The sequence below is a fragment of the Bacillus sp. XB1 genome (assembly GCF_053557995.1).
On the sequence record NZ_JBNRIL010000001.1, the window covers coordinates 1226774 to 1251279 of the forward strand.

Annotated in this window: 22 protein-coding genes and 7 pseudogenes; 5 read left to right on the top strand and 24 right to left on the bottom strand. The window is 32.1% G+C overall.

Going from position 1 to position 24506, the window contains the following annotated elements; all coding sequences use genetic code 11:
- Positions 1–81: 81 nt before the first annotated feature.
- On the top strand, positions 82–351 hold the full coding sequence (locus ACK1U5_RS06235; RefSeq protein ID WP_002196508.1) for a lipid II flippase family protein: 270 nt from the start codon (positions 82–84) through the stop codon (positions 349–351).
- A 369-nt stretch (positions 352–720) separates the two neighbouring features.
- On the opposite strand, the gene splB is transcribed toward ACK1U5_RS06235, so the two are convergent.
- From splB to ACK1U5_RS06290, 11 genes are all read right to left on the bottom strand, one after another.
- A complete protein-coding gene (splB, locus tag ACK1U5_RS06240) occupies positions 721–1749 on the bottom strand; it encodes a spore photoproduct lyase (RefSeq protein ID WP_001039638.1) in 1029 nt (342 codons plus the stop codon).
- Entirely contained in the window at positions 1746–2009 is a 264-nt protein-coding gene (locus ACK1U5_RS06245) for a transcriptional regulator SplA (protein WP_000396091.1), read from the bottom strand. Before ACK1U5_RS06245 ends, splB begins: the two co-directional genes overlap by 4 nt.
- A gap of 175 nt (positions 2010–2184) precedes the next feature.
- Complete coding sequence (locus ACK1U5_RS06250; protein WP_000354585.1) at positions 2185–2358, bottom strand: hypothetical protein; 174 nt, start codon at positions 2356–2358, stop codon at positions 2185–2187.
- A 288-nt stretch (positions 2359–2646) separates the two neighbouring features.
- The gene (locus ACK1U5_RS06255; protein ID WP_000682213.1) at positions 2647–2871 is read right to left on the bottom strand and encodes a DUF2187 domain-containing protein; all 225 of its coding nucleotides are present in this window, start codon (positions 2869–2871) and stop codon (positions 2647–2649) included.
- A 292-nt stretch (positions 2872–3163) separates the two neighbouring features.
- The gene (locus tag ACK1U5_RS06260) at positions 3164–4483 is read right to left on the bottom strand and encodes an aromatic amino acid transport family protein (protein ID WP_000348958.1); all 1320 of its coding nucleotides are present in this window, start codon (positions 4481–4483) and stop codon (positions 3164–3166) included.
- A 290-nt stretch (positions 4484–4773) separates the two neighbouring features.
- Positions 4774–5664: an L-serine ammonia-lyase, iron-sulfur-dependent, subunit alpha gene (sdaAA, locus tag ACK1U5_RS06265; protein ID WP_000281777.1), complete on the bottom strand. Its 891-nt coding sequence runs from the start codon at positions 5662–5664 to the stop codon at positions 4774–4776.
- A 21-nt stretch (positions 5665–5685) separates the two neighbouring features.
- On the bottom strand, positions 5686–6384 hold the full coding sequence (locus ACK1U5_RS06270; protein WP_001056999.1) for a serine dehydratase beta chain: 699 nt from the start codon (positions 6382–6384) through the stop codon (positions 5686–5688).
- A 638-nt stretch (positions 6385–7022) separates the two neighbouring features.
- Entirely contained in the window at positions 7023–7247 is a 225-nt protein-coding gene (locus ACK1U5_RS06275; RefSeq protein WP_170950653.1) for a hypothetical protein, read from the bottom strand.
- An 868-nt stretch (positions 7248–8115) separates the two neighbouring features.
- The gene (locus ACK1U5_RS06280; protein WP_000331129.1) at positions 8116–9189 is read right to left on the bottom strand and encodes a patatin-like phospholipase family protein; all 1074 of its coding nucleotides are present in this window, start codon (positions 9187–9189) and stop codon (positions 8116–8118) included.
- 840 nt (positions 9190–10029) lie between these two features.
- Positions 10030–10572, bottom strand: a complete 543-nt coding sequence (locus tag ACK1U5_RS06285; RefSeq protein ID WP_000844539.1) for a hypothetical protein — start codon at positions 10570–10572, stop codon at positions 10030–10032.
- A gap of 116 nt (positions 10573–10688) precedes the next feature.
- Positions 10689–11021: a hypothetical protein gene (locus tag ACK1U5_RS06290; RefSeq protein ID WP_044797405.1), complete on the bottom strand. Its 333-nt coding sequence runs from the start codon at positions 11019–11021 to the stop codon at positions 10689–10691.
- 778 nt (positions 11022–11799) lie between these two features.
- On the opposite strand from ACK1U5_RS06290, the pseudogene ACK1U5_RS06295 reads away from it, so the two are divergent.
- Positions 11800–11892, top strand: a pseudogene (locus ACK1U5_RS06295) (peptidase M56); the annotation flags it as partial.
- Here the strand turns inward: ACK1U5_RS06295 and ACK1U5_RS06300 are convergent.
- Positions 11880–11993, bottom strand: a pseudogene (locus tag ACK1U5_RS06300) (polysaccharide deacetylase); the annotation flags it as partial. The pseudogenes ACK1U5_RS06295 and ACK1U5_RS06300 sit on opposite strands and share 13 nt — an antisense overlap.
- A gap of 24 nt (positions 11994–12017) precedes the next feature.
- On the bottom strand, positions 12018–13436 hold the full coding sequence (locus tag ACK1U5_RS06305; protein WP_016090209.1) for an S-layer homology domain-containing protein: 1419 nt from the start codon (positions 13434–13436) through the stop codon (positions 12018–12020).
- A 945-nt stretch (positions 13437–14381) separates the two neighbouring features.
- Here ACK1U5_RS06305 and ACK1U5_RS06310 point away from each other — a divergent pair.
- On the top strand, positions 14382–14567 hold the full coding sequence (locus ACK1U5_RS06310; protein ID WP_001987408.1) for a hypothetical protein: 186 nt from the start codon (positions 14382–14384) through the stop codon (positions 14565–14567).
- Positions 14568–14933: 366 nt separating this feature from the next.
- Here the strand turns inward: ACK1U5_RS06310 and ACK1U5_RS06315 are convergent, their stop codons facing one another.
- The 4 genes and pseudogenes from ACK1U5_RS06315 to ACK1U5_RS06330 all read right to left on the bottom strand — a co-directional run bounded on the left by ACK1U5_RS06315 (position 14934) and on the right by ACK1U5_RS06330 (position 17422).
- Entirely contained in the window at positions 14934–15440 is a 507-nt protein-coding gene (locus ACK1U5_RS06315; RefSeq protein ID WP_000470144.1) for a GNAT family N-acetyltransferase, read from the bottom strand.
- Between the two features lie 308 nt (positions 15441–15748).
- Positions 15749–16396: a lysozyme family protein gene (locus tag ACK1U5_RS06320; RefSeq protein ID WP_087875378.1), complete on the bottom strand. Its 648-nt coding sequence runs from the start codon at positions 16394–16396 to the stop codon at positions 15749–15751.
- A 412-nt stretch (positions 16397–16808) separates the two neighbouring features.
- Positions 16809–17161 (bottom strand): annotated as a pseudogene (locus ACK1U5_RS06325) (YxeA family protein).
- A 117-nt stretch (positions 17162–17278) separates the two neighbouring features.
- The gene (locus tag ACK1U5_RS06330; protein WP_002196501.1) at positions 17279–17422 is read right to left on the bottom strand and encodes a hypothetical protein; all 144 of its coding nucleotides are present in this window, start codon (positions 17420–17422) and stop codon (positions 17279–17281) included.
- A 777-nt stretch (positions 17423–18199) separates the two neighbouring features.
- Here ACK1U5_RS06330 and blaIII point away from each other — a divergent pair.
- Complete coding sequence (blaIII, locus tag ACK1U5_RS06335) at positions 18200–19144, top strand: class A beta-lactamase BlaIII (protein ID WP_087875377.1); 945 nt, start codon at positions 18200–18202, stop codon at positions 19142–19144.
- A 118-nt stretch (positions 19145–19262) separates the two neighbouring features.
- On the opposite strand, the pseudogene ACK1U5_RS06340 reads toward blaIII, so the two are convergent.
- Positions 19263–19625: pseudogene (locus ACK1U5_RS06340) on the bottom strand (RNA ligase family protein).
- A 34-nt stretch (positions 19626–19659) separates the two neighbouring features.
- On the bottom strand, positions 19660–19848 hold the full coding sequence (locus tag ACK1U5_RS06345; RefSeq protein WP_223277249.1) for a hypothetical protein: 189 nt from the start codon (positions 19846–19848) through the stop codon (positions 19660–19662).
- Between the two features lie 823 nt (positions 19849–20671).
- Between ACK1U5_RS06345 and ACK1U5_RS06350 the strand changes: the two are divergent.
- Positions 20672–20758, top strand: a pseudogene (locus tag ACK1U5_RS06350) (DUF2278 domain-containing protein); the annotation flags it as partial.
- Positions 20759–20956: 198 nt separating this feature from the next.
- Here ACK1U5_RS06350 and ACK1U5_RS06355 read toward each other — a convergent pair.
- From ACK1U5_RS06355 to ACK1U5_RS06375, 5 genes and pseudogenes are all read right to left on the bottom strand, one after another.
- On the bottom strand, positions 20957–21367 hold the full coding sequence (locus ACK1U5_RS06355; protein WP_000592189.1) for a hypothetical protein: 411 nt from the start codon (positions 21365–21367) through the stop codon (positions 20957–20959).
- Between the two features lie 359 nt (positions 21368–21726).
- Positions 21727–22035: pseudogene (locus ACK1U5_RS06360) on the bottom strand (putative mucin/carbohydrate-binding domain-containing protein); the annotation flags it as partial.
- A 251-nt stretch (positions 22036–22286) separates the two neighbouring features.
- Positions 22287–22628: pseudogene (locus tag ACK1U5_RS06365) on the bottom strand (SDR family NAD(P)-dependent oxidoreductase); the annotation flags it as partial.
- A gap of 383 nt (positions 22629–23011) precedes the next feature.
- A complete protein-coding gene (locus tag ACK1U5_RS06370) occupies positions 23012–23734 on the bottom strand; it encodes a thioesterase II family protein (protein WP_001172937.1) in 723 nt (240 codons plus the stop codon).
- Positions 23721–24425 (bottom strand): 4'-phosphopantetheinyl transferase family protein, encoded by a 705-nt coding sequence (locus tag ACK1U5_RS06375; protein ID WP_087875374.1) that lies wholly within the window; start codon positions 24423–24425, stop codon positions 23721–23723. Before ACK1U5_RS06375 ends, ACK1U5_RS06370 begins: the two co-directional genes overlap by 14 nt.
- Between the last annotated feature and the right edge of the window lie 81 nt (positions 24426–24506).

Below are 24506 nucleotides of genomic sequence, written 5' to 3' on the forward strand. Positions count from 1 at the left end.
AAATTGATTTGCATTTTAATGAAAATATTGAATATTTTTAATATAATTATTGAGTTATGTATTTATAGAAACTTAAGGGGTATGATTATGGAGTTTATTACTTTTAAAGTAATTTGTATCTTTTTATTTTTAATGCTTACGACTTCTATAGAAGTTTTAGGATATGGAGTTCAACTTGTTGGGGCGAAATTAGCTTTAGTTGCATCGGCTTTTGCTAAATATAATATTATGTCTTTAATTGCTCGATTTTCTAATATGTTTCAACAACCATTTACTGTTTCTTTAGTTGATAGTACAGCAAAAAATGGTAGATTAGAATTACTAATTAAACAATTAGATTTTTGTTATTAGATTCTACTATGGGAGTAATACTTGGAGGGATTATTAGTACCATTTTTTATGAAAGTTCTTTCTAAAGCGCTAATACCATTGTCAAAAGATGATTCGTTTTTAAACATGTTCAAATTAATATGTTCACAAAAGAATTGATACAACGTTAAAAAGAATGAGCCCGGTACAATACCGGACTTATATTCATACAACCACTGTATTTTTCTGTTTAACTGTTGGGGTTCAGCTCATAATGAAACATATTTTTTACATAAAAGACTTTCGTATATAAATTTTTCAAATGATTTATTAGCGAATTGTTGACCAATATCACTTTTTTGAGTGAGTAATTTTTTAGATTGATGATGTAATGAATTTTTTTCGTTTCTTTTATGTAAAATATTCTAGTTTTGCATTAGGAAAGAACTGTTTCATATAGGAATACAGATAGTTTTTTATATCCTCTTCTTCTTCTTTTTGATAAATGTATTTTCCGATTCCATATTTCCCCCATTTATACCTTCTTTTCTCTTCATCTAATTCTAGTTTTGTCATCGGGTAGTTTTTTTCAATTACTCTCTTAGCTGGCTTTGTAAAACGATGTTGAATAAATTCAAATGTAATATCATCCCGTGCATCAAGAGGTAATTCAGCATTTAGGCGTTCAAACATATGATAGTATCCTTCCTTCCAGCCTTCATGCAGGTAAATAGGAGCTACAATGAAACCAAGAGGATATCCAGCTCTAGCTACTTTTCCTGCTGCCTCAATTCGTTTAGCTAAGGGAGAAGTTCCTGGTTCAAAGTTTTTAATCACATAATCAGCGTTTACACTAAAGCGAAATCTTGTTTTTCCATTATGTTTAGCATCAAGTAAATGATCTACATGGTGGAATTTCGTAACAAATCTCAATTTCCCATATTCAGATTCTCCAAAATGCTCAATGGCCCGTTTAAGGGTATGCGTTAAATAATCGATTCCTACAATATCTGAAGTACACGACGCTTCAAATCTTGTTACTTCAGGTGCACGCTCTTTCATGTATTTATCAGCAGCATCTAAAATTTCTTCAACATTTACATACGTTCGTATATAAGGCTTACTTCCCATCGTTGTTTGTAAATAACAATAATGACAATGTCCCATACATCCCGTTGCAAAAGGAATTGCATACTCTGCTGAAGGCTTGGAAGTATCGAATTTCAGTGTTTTTCTAACACCAACAACCAGCGTGGATTTTGCTACTCGATACTTTTGAAAATCGTTATCCCCTGGCAAATCTCTTACTTGATTATGGGAAGTAGTATGTCGAATTTCAACATCCATCTTTGAAAACTTCTCAAACAGCTCTTTCCCCAAAGGATAATCTAATGCTTTCGGTTCAAAATATACGAGCTTAGGCATAAATGGCTTATTCATTCTAACATCCCCTCTGAAATATCACCATAATAGTAAGTGTAAGCTTGGTTTGCTTCATCTTCGGTAGCATATATAGCCATCTCATTTGTTAGTGGATAATACGTTTCGTAAAGAAATAGTGCTAATTCATTAGGTCTTTCAGGATTATTTACAACTGCTGCAGCTTGTATGTTAGCTACGTCTTGAGTATGAGGATTTCGGTAAAAAATATAAACAATGTCACCAGCATGATACGTATTACTTTCAGAAGAAAATTCCATTCCATCACCATCTCATTTCATAAAATTCAATGCTCACAGTTTTACTTTCTAATTTTCTTGTAGTGTAACTATTTAATTACATTGATAATGATTACGTCATACAAACATATTTTGAAAAATGAATAATAAATGTACTCCCAAAAAGGCAAGCATATATCAATGCTTGCCTTTCGTTCTAACGACGATGTTCAACAAGATCGATTACACCTAAAACGACGTGTGCTAAACCAAAACCAAATACTGTATTTGCAATCATTTTATTAGTTCCACGAGTTTGTTTAAGAGCATAACCTGCTGCTGTCACTGCTGTACCTAAAGCTGTTGGAATTAATCCTTCACGAATGTCCACAGTGATGCCTCCTTGTTTCGTAGTTAGTAAATTTGTTTTAATGACTCGAAGTAAAGTATTAAAACAAGTATTAGTATTTTTCTTTTTAATAAAATTATGTGAAATTTTTATGAATAATATTTTAAATCCATAACAGCTATAAAGATTGAAAAAATTATTAATTAACAAATAAGAAAATATCTTCAAAACGTATTTTTATATGAAAATTTTATACCTCAGACAAAAAAATCTTTGCGAAAATTCTCTCCATAAAAAGTGCTCCTAAATTTATATATATAGGAGCACTTTTTATGAAACACTATTCTTTATTTGCTTATGAACCACTTTATTATAATAACCATGCTTTACAACTTGCCTAAAATCATCTACCTCGATATCCATTCTTTCCGCAATATCTACAACAATTGTATTTTGTAAAACATTCACCACAAATCCCATTAATTTCAAATTGTGATTTTTACGATATGAAAATTCAACGTAATCCCCAAGTGTTACTTCTTTATTATGTTTCATTTGGCGCCCCCTAAATTATCGATAATTATACAATAGTTTCCCCCTTTTTTACTTCTACATACGGGGTCACCAGTTTATCATTTTAGCCAATTCATCTCCCACCTACTTATTTTGCGTTCCTTGAGGAAGGGGTCTTCTTGGCTAAAATGATAAAAAAAGACAAACTCTCCAATGTGAGGAGTTTGTCCAAAACCATGATTTCTTTAGTTTAACAATATAGAATTCAGTTCCGATAAGAATCTTTCTTTTTTCCATATCCCACGGTTTTTGCATCGATACTAACAATAGTGGATTAGAATAATGACTTAATACTTGCTAGGACAGTAAGAATACCTATAATAATGACAAATACATTGCTAGATTTCCCTTTGTATTTAGCAAGTACTGATACTTTATGGATTGCATACATGGGTAGTATACATAAGATAGCAGCAACTAGCGGACCGCTAAGGGCATCAATGATTCCAAGAATACTTGGATTTGTATAAGCAACATACCAGCATGTTAATACGACAAAAGTAAGAATCATTGTCTTAACTGTTTTTTCTCCTATATCTTTCCCACGTTTTTTACTGGACTTGATAATCATGTCACGCATTACCTCATACGCTCCTATATAATGACCAAGGAAAGACTTTGTAATAGCCACAAAAGCAATGATAGGAGCTGCAATAGTGATTACTGGCGAATTAAGCTCATTAGCAAGATATGATAGGATTGACAAGTTCTGTTCTTTTGCCACCTTAAGATCATTTGGAGTCAAACTTAAGGTACTGCTCCAAACAAAGAACATAACAACTGCGAATGTCATAATATAACAAACTTTTTGTATTTGAGCACATTTAGCATCAGTAGCATCTATTCCATACGTAGCTCTCTGTTTCATAACAAATGACGAAATCATAGGCGAATGATTAAACGAGAATACTATAATTGGAAGTATCATCCATATCGTTCCTAAATATCCTGTTCCTGTTGAAGCAGTAGAAACAGCTGAAAAACTAAGCATTGACGTATTCCACTGTGGAATCAAAGATATTGCGATAAAAAGTAGAGAAGCTATAAAAGGATACACTAGCATGCTCATGATCTTTACAGTTATATCTTGACCAAAATTTAGTATAGTGATAAGACCGAGTACTAAAACAAGCGATAAAATGGACCTTGGAGGCTCCGACATGTGCAATTGATGCACGATAAAGCTACTAGCGGTATTTGTAAGTGCGACCGAGTACATCAGCACGATCGTATAAATGGAGACAAAATATACAATATTAAAAATGATACTTGCCTTATTTCCAAAATACTCTCTTATTGTACCTGTAATCCCCTCATCGGCAGAGTTCGAAGCGTAAATCATTTTAGCAAGCGCCCTATGTGAATAATACATAACAGGATATGCAAGTATGGTAATTAACAGCAATGATAATAAACCACCTGAACCTGCATTAATCGGTAAAAAGAGTACTCCTGCTCCAATTGCTGTTCCAAAAAGGCTCAATGCCCAGGTAGTATCCTGTTTATGCCACTTTTTAGGGTCTAAATATTTCTCGTTTTTTACTGCAGTGTTATCAGCTTGAAATTCTATGTTTTTTGCAGTATTCCCATCCATATAATAATTCCTCCTTGTGTCCTATTCTTAATTCTCTTTTTAAGATATAGGAATATAGACCGTTCTTGAAAAATGAATAGCTTATATAGTGCCCCACAACGAATATCCCCCTTCTAGGTTAATAAAAATCAAAAAATTAGCGAAGCATCAACCTGAAGGGTTTGTTACCACTTATAAAATATTTTAATTATATAGTAGTATATTTTATTGATAACTCCCCCAATATACAGACATCCTTAGGCGAACAATAGAGTAAAGATTGTTGAAAACTTCACAATATATTCGATAACTTATTGATTTGATTGTTTCTCCCCAAAGATTTTATTTTTAATGGCAATTCCTGTAGGTGTAGCTGCAATACCACCTAAACCTGTCTCTCTTAATTCGCGAGGCATCTGTCTTCCAACTCTATACATGGCTTCAATCACTTCGTCAGCATTGATGAGATTGTTTACGCCAGCTAATGCGATGTCCGCTGCTGCTAAAGCATTTGCCGTTCCAATGGCGTTTCTCTTTACACAAGGAATTTCTACCAAACCAGCGACCGGATCACAAACTAAACCGAGTAAATTTTGTAATGCAATCGAAAAAGCTTCAGAAGATTGCTGTGGCGTTCCACCCGCAGCTTCTACCGCAGCTGCAGCCGCCATCGCTGAGGCACTTCCTACTTCAGCTTGACATCCTCCATACGCTCCTGAAATACAAGCGTTGTTTGCGACTATCGTTCCAAATAACGCTGAAGTGAATAGAAAATGAATCATATCTTCATGACTTAACTGCAACGTATCTTTAATACTAAATAGGACTCCCGGAATCGTCCCACTCGCACCTGCTGTTGGAGTTGCACAAATAGCTCCTAATGCAGCATTTACTTCATTAACACCGATAGCACTTTGAATCCCTAACACCATCAAATCTCCAGAAAGAGTTTTCCTATTTTCTCGATAGTTTTTAATTTTTACAGCATCCCCTCCGGTCAAACCTGTTGGAGAAAATACACCGTCGCCCTCGATACTTTTATTTATTGCATGTTGCATAGTCGCTAAATTTCGTTCCATTTTACTCCATACTTCTTCATAAGAAGTTTTAGTTTGTTTGATTTCCTGTTCGATTGCTAATTCATAAATTTGCTTTTGGCTTTTATTAGCTGCATCCACAATTTCTTTTATGGCCATATACATATTTTTCACTCCTTAATGTGACTAAAGAATAATAAGATTAGCTATATTGCTTAAATCTCCTAATTCCTTCTGAGCATTACCTGGCAATATCGAATCCAGAGCGAATGCATATAAATATTTTGTTTTATCTTCCAAACTATGAAAGTTGTTAATTTCCACATCATATTGTTTAAAGATCCTGCGTAAAACAAATTCAAAGTCAGCTCTTTCTGAAATCGCAATAACAACTGGCAATGGCCCCTGCAGATTTAAGCTAAATCCATCAATTTCAACATTTTTGACTTCAATCAACCCACCACCGACCGAAATACCCATTACTCTAATACTTCGACTTTCATCCTCTGCATATACATCTGCCGTATTTGGATGACCAGCAGGACTATTACCCAATTGTTCAATAAAGGTAATGTCAATTCCCTTAGACTCTGCTATTTTAATAGCATCTGGCACTTTGCTGTCATCAGCAGCTAAGCCTAATATACCAGCAATAATTGCAAAATCAGTTCCGTGACCTTTATGGGTTTCAGCAAATGATTCATAATACTTTACCACAACTTTTTTGGGAAGACCTTGAAATAATTTATTAGCAACTGTTCCAATAGCCAAAGCACCTGCAGTATGTGAACTTGAAGGGCCTATCATTATGGGCCCAATCACATCAAAACAACTTTTGTATTTAACAATCTTTTTTTCTTTAATAGATGCTACATTCATGTTCATATAAGCACCCCCATAATTTATTATTTTTAGCTGTAGTTGAATCTAAGTTATTAGAATGATCGATTCAAAACAAGTTTTGTTTGATAACGCTTTCTTTATTGAGTTGAATAAACTTCCCTTCTAATCCGCTATCCTCCGTATAGTAATCATATCAGTATGTCCAATTTTAAAAAATTACTGGCAAGTTCTTTAGAATTTTTAATCCAAAACGAGGTTTGATATTTTCTCTAGAGGTAATAAATTGTGTCTCGACGCCCTCATTATAACTTGTATATTTATAAGTTTAATCTTTTTTTATTTTTAGAAAGATTGAATAGACAGAATTTTGAATAGGTAATAAATTACACTTAGTATGTAGCAATTGTGTCCTTTGTTTGAAGCTGTATTAGTTAGTAAAAAAGCAAAAATAACACAGAGTTCCTTTCATAAACACATTGATTATATTGAAAAATCATTATAAAGATACTTATATTGTCTTTTGTTTGAACATCTTATTTTGAAAGGGAAACCTGTTGCAATAAATAATTCATTCATATGAAAAGGAATACATTAATAAAATTTAAAAACGTTTTAGTATATTAATTATATATTTTGTATAAATATTAATTATCAAAAAAAACTAACTTCTTATTAGGATCTTAACATAAAGGATACATTCCAAATAACAATGGAGATTCCGCTTTATCAATTTCTTTATACGTCATATTTCCCTCTTTACCTGCAACAGCAACTTGTACTTTTTCATTTGTTTTCACATCTTCTGCACCTATTGCACCACCCGCCAATAATCCTGTACTTAACAGACTATCGTGAACAAAAGTTAGAGAGTTATAGAACAAAATATAATGTGTATGTACATACATTTCTTTTAAAAGAAGTTTTGTAGTATGCAACTGAATTAAAAAAATATAGATTTTTATGACTCTTTTTAGGGGATATAGCAAAGTGAGATCTTTTATATGCACATTGCTATACCGAACTAGATTTCAGCATAGTATTTTTTTGCAACACATTGATTTTTTACCAAACACGTATAAAAACCAACAATATGAAAATAAACGACTGGCTAAAATTTTACTTTCAATAAAATAAAAAAGAACCTGCAAATTTGCAGATTCTCCTGATAATGATTTATATGAGTAAGACTCGAAAATATAATACAATGATTCAAAAATAAGTTCAAGTAAATTCAAAGAACCGGCTAGAGTTCGAGTTCTTTCAGAAGTGATGATGTTTTCTAGGCTTCGCAAAGTGAGAAAATACAAGAATATAATACATCGAGATTTAGAGAATTTCAATACTTAAATTAGAGGTTATTTTAATGTGATGTAACATCAGCATTTTGAAGGAATAGCAATGAATACCTTATACATCCCCAGTCTACATAACGTTTTATTATCAGTAGAAAGAAAAAGGAAAATCCCTACTTCCACAATAAATCCGCCTTGCTACTCTATTCATTTTTTGATACATTCCTATCCACCGTTTTAAGGTTCTCTTTTGTACTGTGTTAGCCAAAAAATTGTATAAATCATAATTCGTTTTTCTTCCACCTGTTTCACCCTTTCTACACCCTAGTTTTACAAAATAAGAAGTCATCAAAACTTATATTTATTACTTTCTGTTATCTCCTCTCTCTTGTTCTATGCATAGTCTATCTAAATTTTTATTAGCTACTAAAAAAAGAATTTACAGGACGATTAAAAAAAGCCAAGTGCATTGCACTCGGCTTTATGGTCGATTAAACAATTTTACTTCAGACGTATTAAACTGATGTAGATAGTCTTTAGTAGAAGTATAACCTGAATTCATGAGTGTTTTCTTTTCTTCTTCTGTGATATCAAAATTAAACGCCGACGTAAAGAATGTATTAATAAATACAGTGCGGGCAGCATCTTCTTTGGTGGTTTTTCCGCTCTCATGACCTTTGATCATGGTTTGAGACAAATTCCATGCAAAATGAATAAGAGAATGGCCAATATGATGTTCTGTTGAGGTTGCGATATGTTTTAACATGGCAACCTCCGCCTGAGATTCTAAACGGAAACCAAGTGTTTCTTTGTTGTAGACAATTTCATCTGTAGGATCAAAGAAAGATGCATTGTATTTCGTGTGTAAGCTTCTTAATGTAAAATGATCCTCTATATTGCTTATCAGTTTATTAACCTCGTCAATCGTATCTGTGGTCGTGAAGTGTTCTTCTTTATTCACAAAACTTTTTCGATCAAATAAACGAATTGGGTAGTTATCGAGTACACCTCCGTCTACATAATAATCTTTATCCCATTCCACAGATTTAAAAAAGAATGGGATGGACATCGAAATCCGCACAGCAACTACTAATGGGACATCAGGTGTCGTTTCGCGTGAAAACGTACGAAGCTGGTGTGTAGAAATGTTCGTTCCTTGGAAAAACACGTCTTTTCCTGTTTTGTCATACAACTGCTGAAAAGTTGTGTCCTTACTCCCTGTCCACTTTTCAACAATCTTTCCTACCCACTCAGTGAAGAAATCCCCTTTATAGATACCAAAACCATCAAAAAATAAACGAATGTTATCTTGTACAATCGAAAAATCATCATCTTTAAACGCTTTGAAATTCATGTCTTTGTGGATTTTTACAAGATCTGCGAATGGAATGGAAAGACCTAAAAGTAATGCAGTAATCGCTCCTGCTGAAGTCCCTCCAAATCGTTGTATTTCTGGTAAAATCCCTTCTTCATTTAGTGCACGGATGGCACCTATATAAGCGCTTCCCTTTACCCCGCCACCTTCAAATACTAAGTTACGAAATGGATATGCCATTATATACCTCCAATAAAGAAATTTTCGATCTGTTATAGTATCGGAAGTATATTGAAATATATTCCAAATGGTATTAAGAAAGTTTCATGTCCTCCGATACGTATGGCCGAATTATCTTTATTCAATGGATGAATTGTTTGAAAGAGAAGAAATTTGCTTGGAATGGTAATTTAGTAGGATAGGAAACAGGAAACGGAGCGCATCTTTTGATGCACTGAATAATATCCCCTTTTGAAATCGTATATAACGTAACTTCTTTTCCGATGTCCAAGTAAAATCACGAGTAAGAAATCAAGGAATAATCTACATTTCATAAATCCCTCACTCTCTTTAACATACAATTCAGTGAAATAATTTGTTTCAAATACGTAGAAATATGGTTTAACCAGCAATCAATGATCAGGTCTTCTTACCCTAAGTAAACCTAAATCTATTTGTCTCCATACAGAAAGGAATAAATAGTTTTGTTCCTATTCATGAAATAGTACAATATATGCAAAATTACATATCTAATTAATTGCTTTTAATGTTATATTTTAATAGCGATGAATGCTATTATTTCATAAGTTGTCAACAAGCGTTGTGTATGTATGAGAAAAGGGAAGGAGCCAAATAGGCCCCTTCCTTTTTCTACTAATTAACTAAATTACTCTCTGGTAAAAATTTAAATAGTAATGCTCATTTACAGGCGTCTGATTATGCATTAAACATGCTAACTTTGCTTGCTGTCGGAAAAATTAAAAACGATAGCATTAAGCTATTAAGAGACAAAAATTCATCAACACGAAGACAGATTTGTCTTGGCTAGATAAATTTGGTGATAAATACAGGAAATAAATCTTACGATTCAATGATTCTTTTTCCTGCCCTCTCCCCTTGCCACTTCTGTTTCATGACTTGTAAATAGAGATCTTCAAACTCGTTAAAATGGATGCGAAAAACATCTAATGTATCGATATAAGCAGAAATCACATCTTTTTCATTAAAATGGATACCTTCCTGTGCTAAGTCATAGCTATCATTAAGGCTGTATAAATCAAAATATTCTTCTTCCCAATACAGGCCTCTATTTACTAGTAATCGAGTAGAGCAAGTAATCGCTTGTTTAATATTCCATTTCTGAGCTACTAACTTTTCATTTAAGACTGAAAGAAGGATGTTTACCAAGGGTTTTTCATCAACTATGCGGCTATATGACAGTAAAGCCGATTCTATATATATCAGCTTTGCTTTAGACATTAAAGATATCTCCATAATTTCATATGGCGGGTGATCACTTGCTTCAATCAACCTATCGCACCATGAAATAACCTCCTCTCTATTCCAAAGTCCGCAGCCTAGTCCTAATGCATACAAGTGGGCTAAAGTTTGATAAGATTTCAATATGTTTCACCTTCAATTTAACTGTATAGTGGTATTGCATTCATTTTGGAAATAATCACGCTTAGTAATAAATATAATAAGCTGCCCAAACGGACAGCTTATTTGCATTAAAAACACTATACATGAACTTTTGCTTTTTTTCGACGCACAAGCCACCAAACTAAAGATAGCAGTACTAGGGGAAACGGAAATACCTGAATAAAGAAAAATACTTCCCAAAAATCGTGCATCGTACTACCAGGAGAATCTGTTGCCATCCCGCCAATAAAAAAAGACAATGGAATGACAAGTATATTTATACCTAAACTAATCATTAGGAATGATAGATTCTTCTTCCAGATTACTGGTAATGCAGCCACGATTAATAAAACCAATGCAGTACCCAGTATAAGAAACAGTGCTCCAAATAAAAATACAAAGTATAGAATAGCATTGATTAAAGGTTCCACAATAGCCCTCCTAAGGATTCATTCTATAGAAACACTCATGTTATTTAGAAAGTCAGAATGCTATACCTCTTAGTTGTCTTTCAATTTCTTCATCGTGATAGTCTTCATTTATCTGCTTAGAATACTTAATCTACTTGCTTATATTCTGGACTGCGTTAGGACATATGTTTCTATTGTACAACCAGCTAGCAAGAAACCCACACTTATCCCTGCTAATACGGTACCTTTAAAGGCTCTGTTCATATTCATTTGCCCCTTTTATCTTTTCGTATTTTTTCTCCATCCATAGACAGTCCATTATGAACGTTTTCATTATAAGTATTGTCTGCTGTTACTGTTTTACTTTCCTTACTATCTGTTTCGGCACTGATTCTTCTCGTTTACCGTTTCAGTATTACGCTTCAATTCGCATTATCATCACATAAAAAGGACATACCTATTCATATATACCCCTTTATTATTTTATATTGAAATAAATAATGGTTCAAAGTTATTTTGTGAAAATCATACAAAAATTAATAATTCATCGATTACCCAACAATAGATAATATGGATAAAGAAAAAATACTAGAGAATATCACATTGTAGTAGTCTCTAGTATCTTTTCATAGTATTTTAGCGGCTATGCAATACGGAGGGATAAAAAAGGACCTCTTACGGAAAGATAAGAGGTCATCAAGAAGATAAAAATGTTGTATTTGAAACACGCGAGTTTCTAATTCACATCATAACACAATATATCCGTATATTCAATATATACATTTAAGATGAGGAATATTACATCATTAAAGATTACGGTGAACCAGGAGATAGTGCTGAAAATGAACCTACTTTGCGCAACATTTTCCCGAAAAAGCATGCGGATGTCGCACCTGCTAAGACATTTTGAATAATCTTTGCAGCTGCTACATCAACGGGTAATTTACTGTATTTCCAATCTAGAGAATCAATTGTCCAATCCCATACTTTTAAAACTAGTGCAATAGATCTTTTTAATTACATACTTAATTTATTTTTTAATGTCCAATATTTTTCTCCATTAGCTTCAAAAGAGAATTCTACCCATCCATTTGGATCTTCACGATAAATAAAGATGGTTGTTCCAGGGGTTACTGTACCAACTTTATTCTCCTCGACAGCTACATCTGGTCTACTTTTAATTTTTAAATTAAATGGATAAGGTACCTGGTAGTAAGCAGCTGATGATACAACATTTGAGCTTGAACCGTCTGCATACATTTTATATGGAATTTCATTCGATAACGCGTCGACATCTAATGTTTCAGGATTCTTTGGTAATTTTTTTGCATATGTATAGTCTTCTACATGAAACGGTTTAATACGTTCCATAATACCCGCAATTTTCTTAGCCCAGCCTTTATCTGATGCATATTTCACATTCATGCCAGTTAATGTTGGGCCGTTATAATACATACCACTTTCTTCTAAATATCTTTCTCGTACATAATTAGCGTTATAAGCAATGCTATCCCCGTAGCTTGGTAAATATTTTGCATATTTAAACGGATCTCCATCATATGCACGTAGACCGAATAGATTATGTTTTTGATATGCGATTTCTGATTTTCCGTATCCAGATTCTAAAATCGCATGCGCTGCTAAATAATGAGCACTCACGCCATATTGATTTTGCGCATTGATAAAATCTTGCCCATGTCCAACTAAAGGACTATCCGAGTGATATTTCGCAATAAAACTATCAATCTCTTGAGCTGTAATTTTCGAAGCCACTGTTAAATTTAAATCTTCATATGAGGTAGCAGTAATAACCTCTTTTTCATCGTTTAAATTTTGTTGTAACATATCTGTTTTTGCAGTAAGTTGAGCAGCTTCAGCACGTGTTATAAATCTATTTGGTTGCCAACCGTTCTCGGTACCATTAGAGATTTTTAAATCTATTAAAATATTGGCATATTTTTCTCCCCAATGCCCTTTTAAATCTTCAAATCTAACCTGATCATTATGATTTGGTGTGCTTTGTAGTTTATATGCATTTACTAGCATCGTAGCCATAGCAGCGCGAGTTACTTTTCCGGATGGATTGAAGATTCCATTACCTTCACCTTTAACAATCCCAGCTTTTTCAGCAGCAGCAATATAAGGAGTAGCCCAGTGGTTTTGTGAATCTGTAAAAGATGGTTTTGCATTAGGATCAATTTGTATACCTAAAACTTTTGTCATAATTTTTGTAGCCGAAGCTCTGTCTAATGAGTCATTTGAACCAAAAGTTCCATCTGGATAACCATTTAATACCTGTTTATCAACTAAATAATTAACGGATTTATCAGCCCATGTAGGAACATCAGGGAATTTATGAGTATCTGCTAAAATATTAGAAGAATAGGATAATATAGCTCCTGCAAGGATACCTGTTGCAATTAATTTGTGCTTCATTAAAATAAACACCTCTACCATTGTATTTATCAAATTGAAATTTTCTATTTTAATATTTACATGTTTGTAATAATAATAAAATCGGATTATCACGCATTCAATTTGATGTAACGAGTATAGTTACTTATATACACAAGTGTCAATGAATTTCTTTTACAAAAATGCATAATTTTTACATTATTTTGTAATTAAATTATGTATAAATTTTGTAAAGGACCTTTTGATAGATTTTACCTGAATAAATCTCTTTAGTTGTTAATTTGCCAATCTTTCTTGTTTACTATTAATTAATTAAAAAAAGAATTTTTTTGTTTAAGAGCTACTTTAAAATCTTAAATTGATGGATGTGTGAATGTACCGCTACTAAAATTCTTGCTTTTAAATCATTATTACTGTATTATATTTACGTATCAATATAAGGATTATATTATATAAAAAGGAATCAAATCTATAAGTAAGATTTAAATCCTTTTCGAAATTAAAAAGACTTTGTCAAAATCTAATATAATTTATGCTTGTCTTTTTAATTTATATCTAGTAAAAACATATTTTTTATCCATAGAATTCTGTTTTCAATGCTAGGAATTAGTGTTCTAAACAAGAAACCGTACAAAGTGATCTGAAAAACCTGAGAGATATTGTATGTAGTTTGCTCATCTCCAGGTACTACAATAAAAGAGTCTTACCTTTCTAGGCAAGACTCTACTAGTTTAGTTGTATACTATTTACATGATAACTAAGAAACAGAAAACATATAACACCAAATAACAGCACCCTATTACTCCTCCTACAGCTAATACCTGTTTAACCCAACTCTTAAATTTTTGATTACTGTAAATCGCTTGCACTCTTTCCATATTTCCTCCTATTAAGCAGAACCCTTAAAGACTCTCACCTCGCTATAGTACCATTAAAAAATGAATAATAGAGATCTAATGTATAAATATGCAATATTGCATACGAAAATGTATTGTTATAATTGTAAGCGCTTACTATAATAAGGTTATAAAGATTTATTACATCTTAATACGAAAAAGAGGAGAGAATAATATGGAAATCGCAATGGCAGTTTTAAAATTTATAGGTGGAGCAATCCCATTAATTCAAGAACTACTAAAAGCATTTATGTAAATTCACTATTTAGCAATTATTTATAAAAATTATTATACAAATGATCTATATATATAAAATGAATTGGTTTACAGATCATTTGCGTGATCAAGGTCCCTTTAACATGACTAAGGGGCCTTTTTAAAATTTTTAAATAATTAAGGTTACGTCACATCACGATCAAGTTAGCAAAATAAAATGAAACTTTAACTTGATGGTGATGGGGTAACAGTTGTGATTTAGAGATAAGATCAGATTATACAAAGTTTTGCACGTCAGCGATACTGAAAATAAACTTCGCCTTTAGTAGCAAGAATCCCCAATAAAGATAGTCAACTTGCCTATTTAGGAATAAGAGTGTCAATTTAAATGATGCATTCTGAAACACTACTCTTCTTCTAAAATAGCGTAATAATATTCATCCCACCATTCATTCCCATGTGGTATACACTTCCTGAAATAGCCTTCTCTTCTCATTCCAATCTTCTCCATTACTCGATATGATGGGGTATTTTGTGGTTGACATGTAGCTATAATCCTATGTAATTTCATTTCCTTAAAGCCATATTCCAATGTAGCTTGTGCTGCTTCAGAAGCATATCCTTTATTGAAATATTTAGGATTGAACACCCAACCAATCTCATATGTATGCTCACCAAAATATTTATGAAAAACTATATGACCAATCAGAATATCTTTATCAATTAATACTACAGGAAAGTTCTTAGCGTTTTCACCAATGTTTTCATTCACAAAGTTTCTTGTATTTTCTTCAGTAAAAACCCCTTCAGGTATGTATTTCATAACATTGATATCTGATGTATACTCATGAACAGCTTGCCAATCTTTGAACTCAAATTTCCGTATTAATAATCTTTCTGTTTTTATAAACATTTACTTTTCCCCCTCAAAAAATTGCAACTATATTTGAAATCCACATTTAACCCTTAAAACAAAAAGAACTTGTAGGACTCTCTACAAGTTCTTTTTAGTTTAAGGTGAATATACGAGCCAAACAAACTATCTTACAGATTGACTGTAGAAACTTTAGGGGTAATGCTTTGACAAATATATTATATAACAAATATTAACATCCACAGGATTTATTTTTGAAAATTATGTGAATTAAGAAAGGAAGTAGTTTTTTCTTAGCTATTATTATTATTATTAACTGACGGTATCATTATATTTCATTCTGCAACTTATTTAGAAGCGCTATGTACATTTCGAAGAAGTTCTTCAATAAGTTTTGTTTTTTCATTTACCTTTGTGGCATATTTGAAATCACCATAACAATATGGATACCTAAAATTATTTTTATTTCCACCACAAGTATACATCGCTGGATTTTGATCAACTTTCATCTTAGAAAACTTTTTGGCTGAATCCTCCGAGTGTTGTTTAACTTCTTGACTAGCAACAAAATCAATATAACCTGGCCCCATATTATAGCTTTGAATAATTGTATCCATGCTAACATCCTTGTCCGTTCCATATTTGTACATTTTAGCAAAGTGTTTTACCCCTTGTTCAATGCTCAAGCTTGTCTCTTGAATTTCATTTGGCTTTAATCCAAGTGATTCGGATGACTGCATAGGATCGTTTCCCTCACCTCTACTCTCTTGGTACATAATTCCTAATAAAACTGCTGTTTTCTCTCCTAAATTATATTTTTCTAATTCTTTCTTCAAGGTAGATTCATATTGCAATACACGTTTTTCGGTGGCTAGCGCTTTATTTTGTTGAATATTGGTTTTATGATTAAAATATAGCATTCCAAGTATTATTCCTAAGCCTAAAATACTAATAAGGAACACTTTTATAATTTGTTTTTTACTTGTATCCTTCATATATTCCTCCTCGTATAAAAAATTTAATTTTTCAAAGGTAATTGGTTATTTACAAACTATGTAATGAACATCTATCTCCCACCCTTTTAGACTCATACATTAATACTTTAAGGTTTCAAGTTTAATATAAAAATTTAAAGATAAGGTAAAGATAAGATAAAGATAAAATAAAGAGTATTTTTTAGCGTACTTTAAAAGATATTGCTACAAAGGGATATATGGGACAACTTGTTGATATGAATGGATTTAGTGATAATTGAAAGGTTATTGTACAAGTTATTAATTATGGAGACATCATTCCAGAAGATTTAATCCATCTTTTCAATATGCTTTATATAAAAACCACAACATAACATATAATAAAAAACGGCGAACCCTCCACCTAGGAGAATCCACCATCACAAATAACTGATTATTTCACACCTAGTTTTTTTGCTTTCTTAGGGATCCCGTCTTCCAGCACTTCCTCCCAAGCTGTTACACCTTTTTATCTAAATGATATACACGTAGGAATGCTTCTTTACGAAGATTCTTTTGTGCGATAAATTCTAACTCTTTTTCTTTACCTTCCTTATCAAAATCCGATAATGTATATTCATACTCCTTTCCCATCACTTTACCATCCATAGATTTTGAAACTCCTCCTTTTCCATCCATATTAATTTGAACGTAATATTCATCTTTACCCATACGGTTGATATCACACCCAACTAAAACACTTGCAAATACAACTTCCTTATTTTTTACGTACCTGTATATTTTTATCTTGTTACTCACTTTTATTTTTCTTTCTTAACTAACTTATTTAAGATAATCTCATATAAATTACTTAACGAATTAATGTTATTTGCGACATAAAAAAAGAGAGGCGTCTGCCCCCTCTTAGAAGTGAAATTCAACTTGCTGTTCTTTTGTAATTGTCTCATCCCCCTCAGGATTAACTGTGTCGCTAAAGAGTAACTTAGCTGATATAATCTCCTCAAGCTTACTCTTAATGAATAGACCTACGCTACCTTCTTTCTTCACCTTCCCATAGAATTTGTTAGCATTCTCATCTTTCTCCTAACTAAGATCTTTTACTTTTACTAATTTCATATGAGAAATTCCCTCCAAATGTACACACTAAGAATGAGATTTGATAGAAGATACTTGTCTACATTTTGACTTTTCCTATTAAAACTGGAATATTTGGTCAAATGTATTAAACACGCAAATAACTTGATATCGTATCTCATGATTTTAATAATGATTCTGTTTTTCATTGTAGTAAGGTTGTTTATCTCATATTGAATTACCTTTCATTTTTCTTACAAGTTCGCAATATTTTTGAAAATACAGTCTATAAAGCCGAGAATTATTATTTTTTGAGAGATAGCATTGAGGAGTTTTTCATATGCACTGTACTATACGGTACTAGATTCCCGTACAGATTTCATTTACAATTCATTGTATTTTCTTTACCATTTACCAAGTTAAAATGGAACAAATTTATTACTTAGAGTGTCTATTATGTGTATCCCTAAAAATATGAAAGGACTTATTATTCCCCAAAGTAAAGTGATGTAAAAAAGTGTGTATTGAGATACTTCATTTAAATGTTACGAGTTTAATACTTTCACAGGTAAACTATAAAAAAAGAAACACCCTAAACAGCAACTGTTCATTCATATAAACGCTTTGGTTCTGCTTAGCCTGTTAAAATTCAACTTCAGAAGTATCGGTATCCAACACCCGCTTTAATTAACATCGGTATTTAAAATACCAAAACAAAATCCATATATCGTTGAAAGAGGTTGAAAATTCATGTACGTTTTAAACAAGTTCTTTACCTACAAAAAGATTGTACCTGTCGTATTACTTTCATGTGTAACACTAATAGGGTGTTCTAATAGTAATAATCCATCTGGACCACCTAAGCAAACAAAACAAATAAAGCAAATTAAACAAGAAAATACAGGTCATGATTCTTTTGCTAAGCTTGAAAAAGAATATAATGCTAAGCTTGGTATTTATGCTCTGGATACAGGTACAAATCAAACTATTGCTTATCATTCAAATGATCGTTTTGCATTTGCCTCTACATCTAAATCATTAGCAGCGGGAGCTCTTTTACGTCAGAACTCAATAGAAGCTCTTGATGAAGGGATTACGTATACGCGTGAAGACCTTTCTAATTATAATCCAATTACAGAAAAGCATGTGTATACAGGAATGACGTTAAAAGAACTTGCAGATGCTTCTGTTCGATATAGTGACAGTACGGCACATAATTTAATTCTTAAAAAGTTAGGTGGTCCATCCGCATTTGAAAAAATCTTGAGAGAAACGGGAGATACGGTTACTAAATCTGAACGATTTGAACCTGAATTAAATGAAGTACATCCTGGAGAAACGCGCGATACCAGTACACCAGAAGCGATCGCTAAGACACTTCAATCATTTACATTAGGATCTGCACTTCCAACAGAGAAACGTGAATTATTAGTAGATTGGATGAAGAGAAATACGACTGGAGATAAGTTGATTCGTGCGGGCGTACCAAAAGGATGGGAAGTAGCTGATAAAACAGGCGCAGGATCTTATGGAACAAGGAATGATATTGCAATTATTTGGCCACCAAATAAAAAGCCAATTGTTCTTGCCATCCTTTCTAATCATGATAAAGAAGATGCAGAATATGATGATAAGCTTATTGCAGACACAACTAAAGTCGTATTAGATACTTTAAAAGTTACGAATAAAAACTAATAAATTAATAGTTTTCCGTGGTTAGGGGACATATTCTCTAATAAGAGTAACCATACATGAACGTCAAATGATGCTAAAAAAAGAAAAAACACGCAGTTCCATTTGGAATTGCGTGTTTTTATTTTGCTAATTTATTTTGGATAACCGCTTGTGTCATCCAGTGCTGATTGGTTTGCACATGGTCTTTTCGAACAAATGCCGCTATGGATTTTGAAAAATCATTATAGTGAAACGCATCCGTTAATCTAAGTACATACCCCTCCTGAATCCCTCCAAAGAGTGAAGTACCGTTGTAGCACAAACGAATTACCTTTTCATTATAGGGGCCACGATATAACACTGGAACGTGTGCAAGGCCTAACTTTTTACACCATGCAACTGCTGCATCCCACGATAAACATTCATTTTTCTCATTCTATATTGAAAAGACATAAAAATAGGACGTCAGTGCTGTGTAGTGAATGCCATGACAAGCATACACATTTTCACCACATATCCTCCAGCCTTCTGGAATTCTATCCCCCCATACTTCCTTGTAACGTTTTTACCCATGTTCTCGATGGGTTATGACCACTTGATAACGACCTTGCATGAATAGCATCTTTATAAAGAGATGCATTTTCACCTTCTAACTTCGTACGATTAATTACTTCCTGTAGTAGCCTTTCTACTGTATCTATTTTTATCTCATTTGGTTTTCTCAATATTCTTTACTTCTATTTTTTGATTGTTATAACTGGCACTTTCTTGGTATCAGAAATTTCACTGTAACCATAATAAAGCAGAAAAAACAATAAAATAATTGTCCAAATAAATATAAACACTTTATAACTATACTTCATATGAAAAACCTCATTTTCCCTATATAAGTGAATGTACATACACCTTATAAATCCTATTACATAAATTATCGGATATTGCAGTAGTAGAGAATCATTAAGTATTAGAAATTGTTATTCATAAACATATCCAAGAAATCTTCAAAAAATATCATCTAGACATTTTAACATTTCATAAAAATGCACAGATAATATTTTTACGTTTAGCTAAGTAATGCTTATTATGTAATAAATCCTTATCTCTATTTCACCTTAATGTTTATATGTACAAGAGTCTGTGTAGCAACTAGGCTGTACTTTAAATATGTACTAAATTGTGTGTGGGAAAGGAAGCACATTTTATTTAAAGTTGTTACTTTGAACCCTTTAATTAGTTGGTAGTCTTCTTCATTCAGACAGAAAGGAAATTTAAAGTGTGCACGTATTTTCAACTCAGACTCTTTACTACACACACTCCTATACACATAACACGTCTATACCTTTCGTAACATTAAGGAAACAAAAGGAAATGATATAGAAATAATTATAATATTTCGTAACAATCTTGTAACATAAATGTAACACAATACATTTAATCGTACAATACTTTTTTAGCTAATTATCAACAAAGTATTGTTAATATCGTTCAAATTTAATAATGTTCCCATAAAGTAATACATATTGTTTGTGAAGTGTTTTTTCAAAATATAACGAAACCTACCATGACGGAGGAATGGTAATTCAATTTAAGAATAAATGGATTGATACCTTTCTAGCTTTTGTATCCCAATCATAGTATAGAGAGGATTATGGTTATCCAATAAATATATGTGAACATATACAAGCTAAGCCTTCTAAATAATTACTGTAACTAAAAAAACAAGTAATTATACTTGTTTTTTTAGTTTACTTTCCAATATCGCAACAGTTTTATGTGCTCTCTTTTCCTGTCTACATTATTAGATGCATATCTTACTAAAGATAGCTTCTTTTTTTATGATTCTATTGAAGTAATTAATTGCTGACGTTCTTTATCTCTATAAATTTTCATTTCATGTTTAAACTCGTAATTTCCTACTTCAAATCTAGCCCATTCCTTACTTGTCCAATATACTACATCTACATTTTCTCTTAAGATTGCAAAACACACATCCACTAATTCATCTTCGTAAAATGGAGCTTCTTTTGCTAATTCAAAAGCAAGCACTTTTGGATCCTTAGTTTTAATTTGAAGTTCCCTAGAGGTTTGCCCTAAATACTGCCATGGCGATGGTATTGATTGAACTTGGGCATCTCCCCTATCTTGAAACTGTGATGGAGAATAATTTGTTGAAGCAAATGTAGGTTTACTTACTCCTATTGCTGTTCCTAAAACAACAGAACCAATAATAAGTTTTTTAATCATTTTTTCAGCCCCTTTAATAATTTTGGATATGCTTCATTTTTATACCACGTTCACAGTCATGTAAATGAAGATAATTTGACAGAATTCTGTGTTTTCCTCGAAAAATGTATATTAATTACACACCTTAAATTTACTAAAAGCAAAATTGTTGGTTAAGGTAAATTTTTTTGTCGTAAGTATACACTTTTTGTATAAAAATTAGTTTTTTAAATATTTGCATACTTATTGATAAAGCTTCCTGCCATACCTTATTCGAAGCCAATTTACCTCTACCTACTCACTTCGTATTCCTTGAAGAAGGAATCTTCTTGACTAAAACGTATAAAAAAGTTGGGGATTTCCCCAACTTTTTTATACGTTTATTGTCTTATTAATCCTGTAGATGTAACCCCATATGTTCTTTTCTTTCCGATATATTCCTGTTTTCCATTCTCAAGGTTAGTTAAAGTCGCGCGTGTTTTTTCCTTTGCTGCTTCCCCTCCTATATGAGTAAATTCTATATAATCTCCCTCTTTTACAGGTACTGTTTGCGTTTCAGCATTTTGTTGTCTATTTCCCATAATTTCCTTATTGTACATAACGCTACCAGATGAGTTCTGGACTTTAATACTTGCATATGTGCTATTGAAATAAGAATGCGGTACACCGGTTTCTAATATTCGCTTTAAAACTTAGATATATTTAATATTTTTTCACTACTATTATTAATCAAATTATAGTATTTTGTATTAAAATCTTATGATTTAGGACTAAATAACTTAATTGATCACACTATTTGACTCATAATTATTTACCAGAAAAACGTTATGTAAACTTTCTATTTGTCAATTAGACAAAATAGTTTATTTGCTGGTACCTTATCATTAGCTAGAAAGACCCTACTAAAAAACGTAGACTCCTTTAGGTATCTAAACATTACATATATTTCAAACGTAGATTCCTCTATCGTTAACACCTGCCCAATTCCAGCGTTGTTTACAAGGATATCAAATGTAGTATCACCTATATATTTTTGAAGAGATTGATCCATCATTGAATACAATTTATTAATGCCATTAAAAGTACTTAAGTCTGCACGAATCGCAAATGCGGAACCGCCATCTTTTTTAATTTTATCCACTACACTTTCTGCTTCTTCTTTTCTTTCACTATAGTGAACAACGACTAACGCACCAGCCTGTGCCAAATGTAAGGCAATACTTCGACCTATCCCTCTACTAGCCCCTGTTACTAATGCAATTTTCCCCTTCAATTTATTCATCTCATCATCCCCTTGTTTAAAAAAATCTACTTAGTTATATCACAAGATACGCTTTGAAATGTTGCTCACTAATTTGATATCCATAAAACCAAAAGGCCCACTCATAATTATAAGAGTCGGCCTTTTCACTTCACATATTCATTAGCTTTACATACAGCATCCCTAACTGTTATGTACTTTGTACTAAGTATAATAAAGACTCTAAATGGTATTATAGGTAAAGCCAACTTAAACTAAAGTTAATTCATATACATTTTGCTTAGAGTCTCTGCCTTTAAACAGTTCGTTTAGGATTCTATGCATATATTCAATAAAATTTCAGCAATGCCTGTATTTTTCATCTTTCATATTTTTCTTTGTTAGCTATGAGTATACTTAAAAAACTAAAAACTATTTGATAATCTTTTAGAATCTAACTTTCTTTTAATACTATTTGCTATTTCTTCAATATTTTCATTTAGAAAGAAATGATTACCTTCAAAAGAATGAAAAGTACACGTTTTACTTGTGTATCGTTCCCATTTTATTACTTGATCATATGTAGTAAATTCATCATTTTCCCCATTAAATATAAGAAAATCAATATCACATGGTTGTGTATTTTTGTCATGAATATACGTCTCAACGATTTTAAAATCTGCTCTTAGAATAGGGAGAAAAATCTCCATTAATTCTTCTGATTGCAGTACCCCAGATGGTGTACCTCCCATTGCAATAACTTCTCTTTTAAATTGCTCATTAGAAAGATTATGTCGGATATTTTTTATTTTACTATTTGGATGATTTCTACCGGACAAAACAAGAAATTCAGGCGATACGTTTTTAGAATCTTTTATTTTTCTGGCCACTTCATAGGCGATCAAACTTCCCATGCTATGCCCGAATAGAATGTAGGGCGAATCATCTATCTGCATAACTATTTTATTGTAAACATCATTTACTGCCTCTTCCATACTTTGGTACAAGTTTTCTTCAATTCTATATCCTCTACCAGCTAACTCTATCGGGACTACCTCAATATATGGATTAAAGTGATTTTTCCATTTTGCGTAACTAAACGCAGATCCCCCAGCATGTGGAAAGCAAAAAAGTTTAGTCTTCTGCATTGATTTTCTCCTTACTTTCAAATTTGTATATATTTTGGAAAATTGCATAAATGTCTTTAATTATTATCTCTTGCGGAAATTCATCCCTTGTTGCACAAGCAGATAACTTATAATTTGGATCAATGTTATATTGTTTAAAGTAAAAGTTTTTAGGTATATTCTTGTATGAAATTAAAGTTCGTGATTCTTTTTTTATAGAGAATGAATTTAATGGGGTATAAAGCCCTTTTCCAATCGTTTTTATATAGCTTTCTTTTAATGTCCATAAATCAAAAAAACAATTATTTTGTTCATCAGAATTCATATTAGATATATCATAAAATTCATCCGCTGAAAAAAATTCTTTTGCTAATTTAAGAGCCTCTATCTCTGAAATCTTTTCTATATCAATACCCACATTAAAATTAGCAGTAGTACAAACCACCCATTCTCCTGAATGTGACAGATTAAAATGAAAGTCAGAAAAATTTTCAACAAAAGGTTTTCCATACTCATTATATTTAAATCTAATTTCTTCATTATTAATTTTATACTTTTGGCAGATTAGAGATCGGATTAGTAAATCCCCTATCAGGGTCCTATTAACGTCACATGAGTTTAATAAACGCTTCATTCGTTCTTTCTTCTCATTTGAAACTAAGTTACTAAGTTGCTTAAACAAATGACTTTCAATATTCTTTGGTATTTTCACAGCTTGAATGTGTATGATAAATCACTTCCTTTTTTAAAAGATGGCTTCATATATGTGCGTTACATAAATTCAAATTAACTT

Coding starts and splice junctions, on each gene's coding strand:
- ACK1U5_RS06370 (WP_001172937.1), bottom strand. CDS start 23,734: ATGCAGAAGACTAAACTTTTTTGCTTTCCACATGCTGGGGGATCTGCG.
- ACK1U5_RS06320 (WP_087875378.1), bottom strand. CDS start 16,396: ATGAAGGATACAAGTAAAAAACAAATTATAAAAGTGTTCCTTATTAGT.
- ACK1U5_RS06245 (WP_000396091.1), bottom strand. CDS start 2,009: ATGGAATTTTCTTCTGAAAGTAATACGTATCATGCTGGTGACATTGTT.
- ACK1U5_RS06260 (WP_000348958.1), bottom strand. CDS start 4,483: ATGGATGGGAATACTGCAAAAAACATAGAATTTCAAGCTGATAACACT.
- ACK1U5_RS06235 (WP_002196508.1), top strand. CDS start 82: ATGATTATGGAGTTTATTACTTTTAAAGTAATTTGTATCTTTTTATTT.
- ACK1U5_RS06275 (WP_170950653.1), bottom strand. CDS start 7,247: ATGTATGTACATACACATTATATTTTGTTCTATAACTCTCTAACTTTT.
- blaIII (WP_087875377.1), top strand. CDS start 18,200: ATGTACGTTTTAAACAAGTTCTTTACCTACAAAAAGATTGTACCTGTC.
- ACK1U5_RS06355 (WP_000592189.1), bottom strand. CDS start 21,367: ATGATTAAAAAACTTATTATTGGTTCTGTTGTTTTAGGAACAGCAATA.
- ACK1U5_RS06280 (WP_000331129.1), bottom strand. CDS start 9,189: ATGGCATATCCATTTCGTAACTTAGTATTTGAAGGTGGCGGGGTAAAG.
- ACK1U5_RS06310 (WP_001987408.1), top strand. CDS start 14,382: ATGCAATATTGCATACGAAAATGTATTGTTATAATTGTAAGCGCTTAC.
- ACK1U5_RS06305 (WP_016090209.1), bottom strand. CDS start 13,436: ATGAAGCACAAATTAATTGCAACAGGTATCCTTGCAGGAGCTATATTA.
- ACK1U5_RS06255 (WP_000682213.1), bottom strand. CDS start 2,871: ATGAAACATAATAAAGAAGTAACACTTGGGGATTACGTTGAATTTTCA.
- sdaAA (WP_000281777.1), bottom strand. CDS start 5,664: ATGTATATGGCCATAAAAGAAATTGTGGATGCAGCTAATAAAAGCCAA.
- ACK1U5_RS06315 (WP_000470144.1), bottom strand. CDS start 15,440: ATGTTTATAAAAACAGAAAGATTATTAATACGGAAATTTGAGTTCAAA.
- ACK1U5_RS06270 (WP_001056999.1), bottom strand. CDS start 6,384: ATGAACATGAATGTAGCATCTATTAAAGAAAAAAAGATTGTTAAATAC.
- splB (WP_001039638.1), bottom strand. CDS start 1,749: ATGAATAAGCCATTTATGCCTAAGCTCGTATATTTTGAACCGAAAGCA.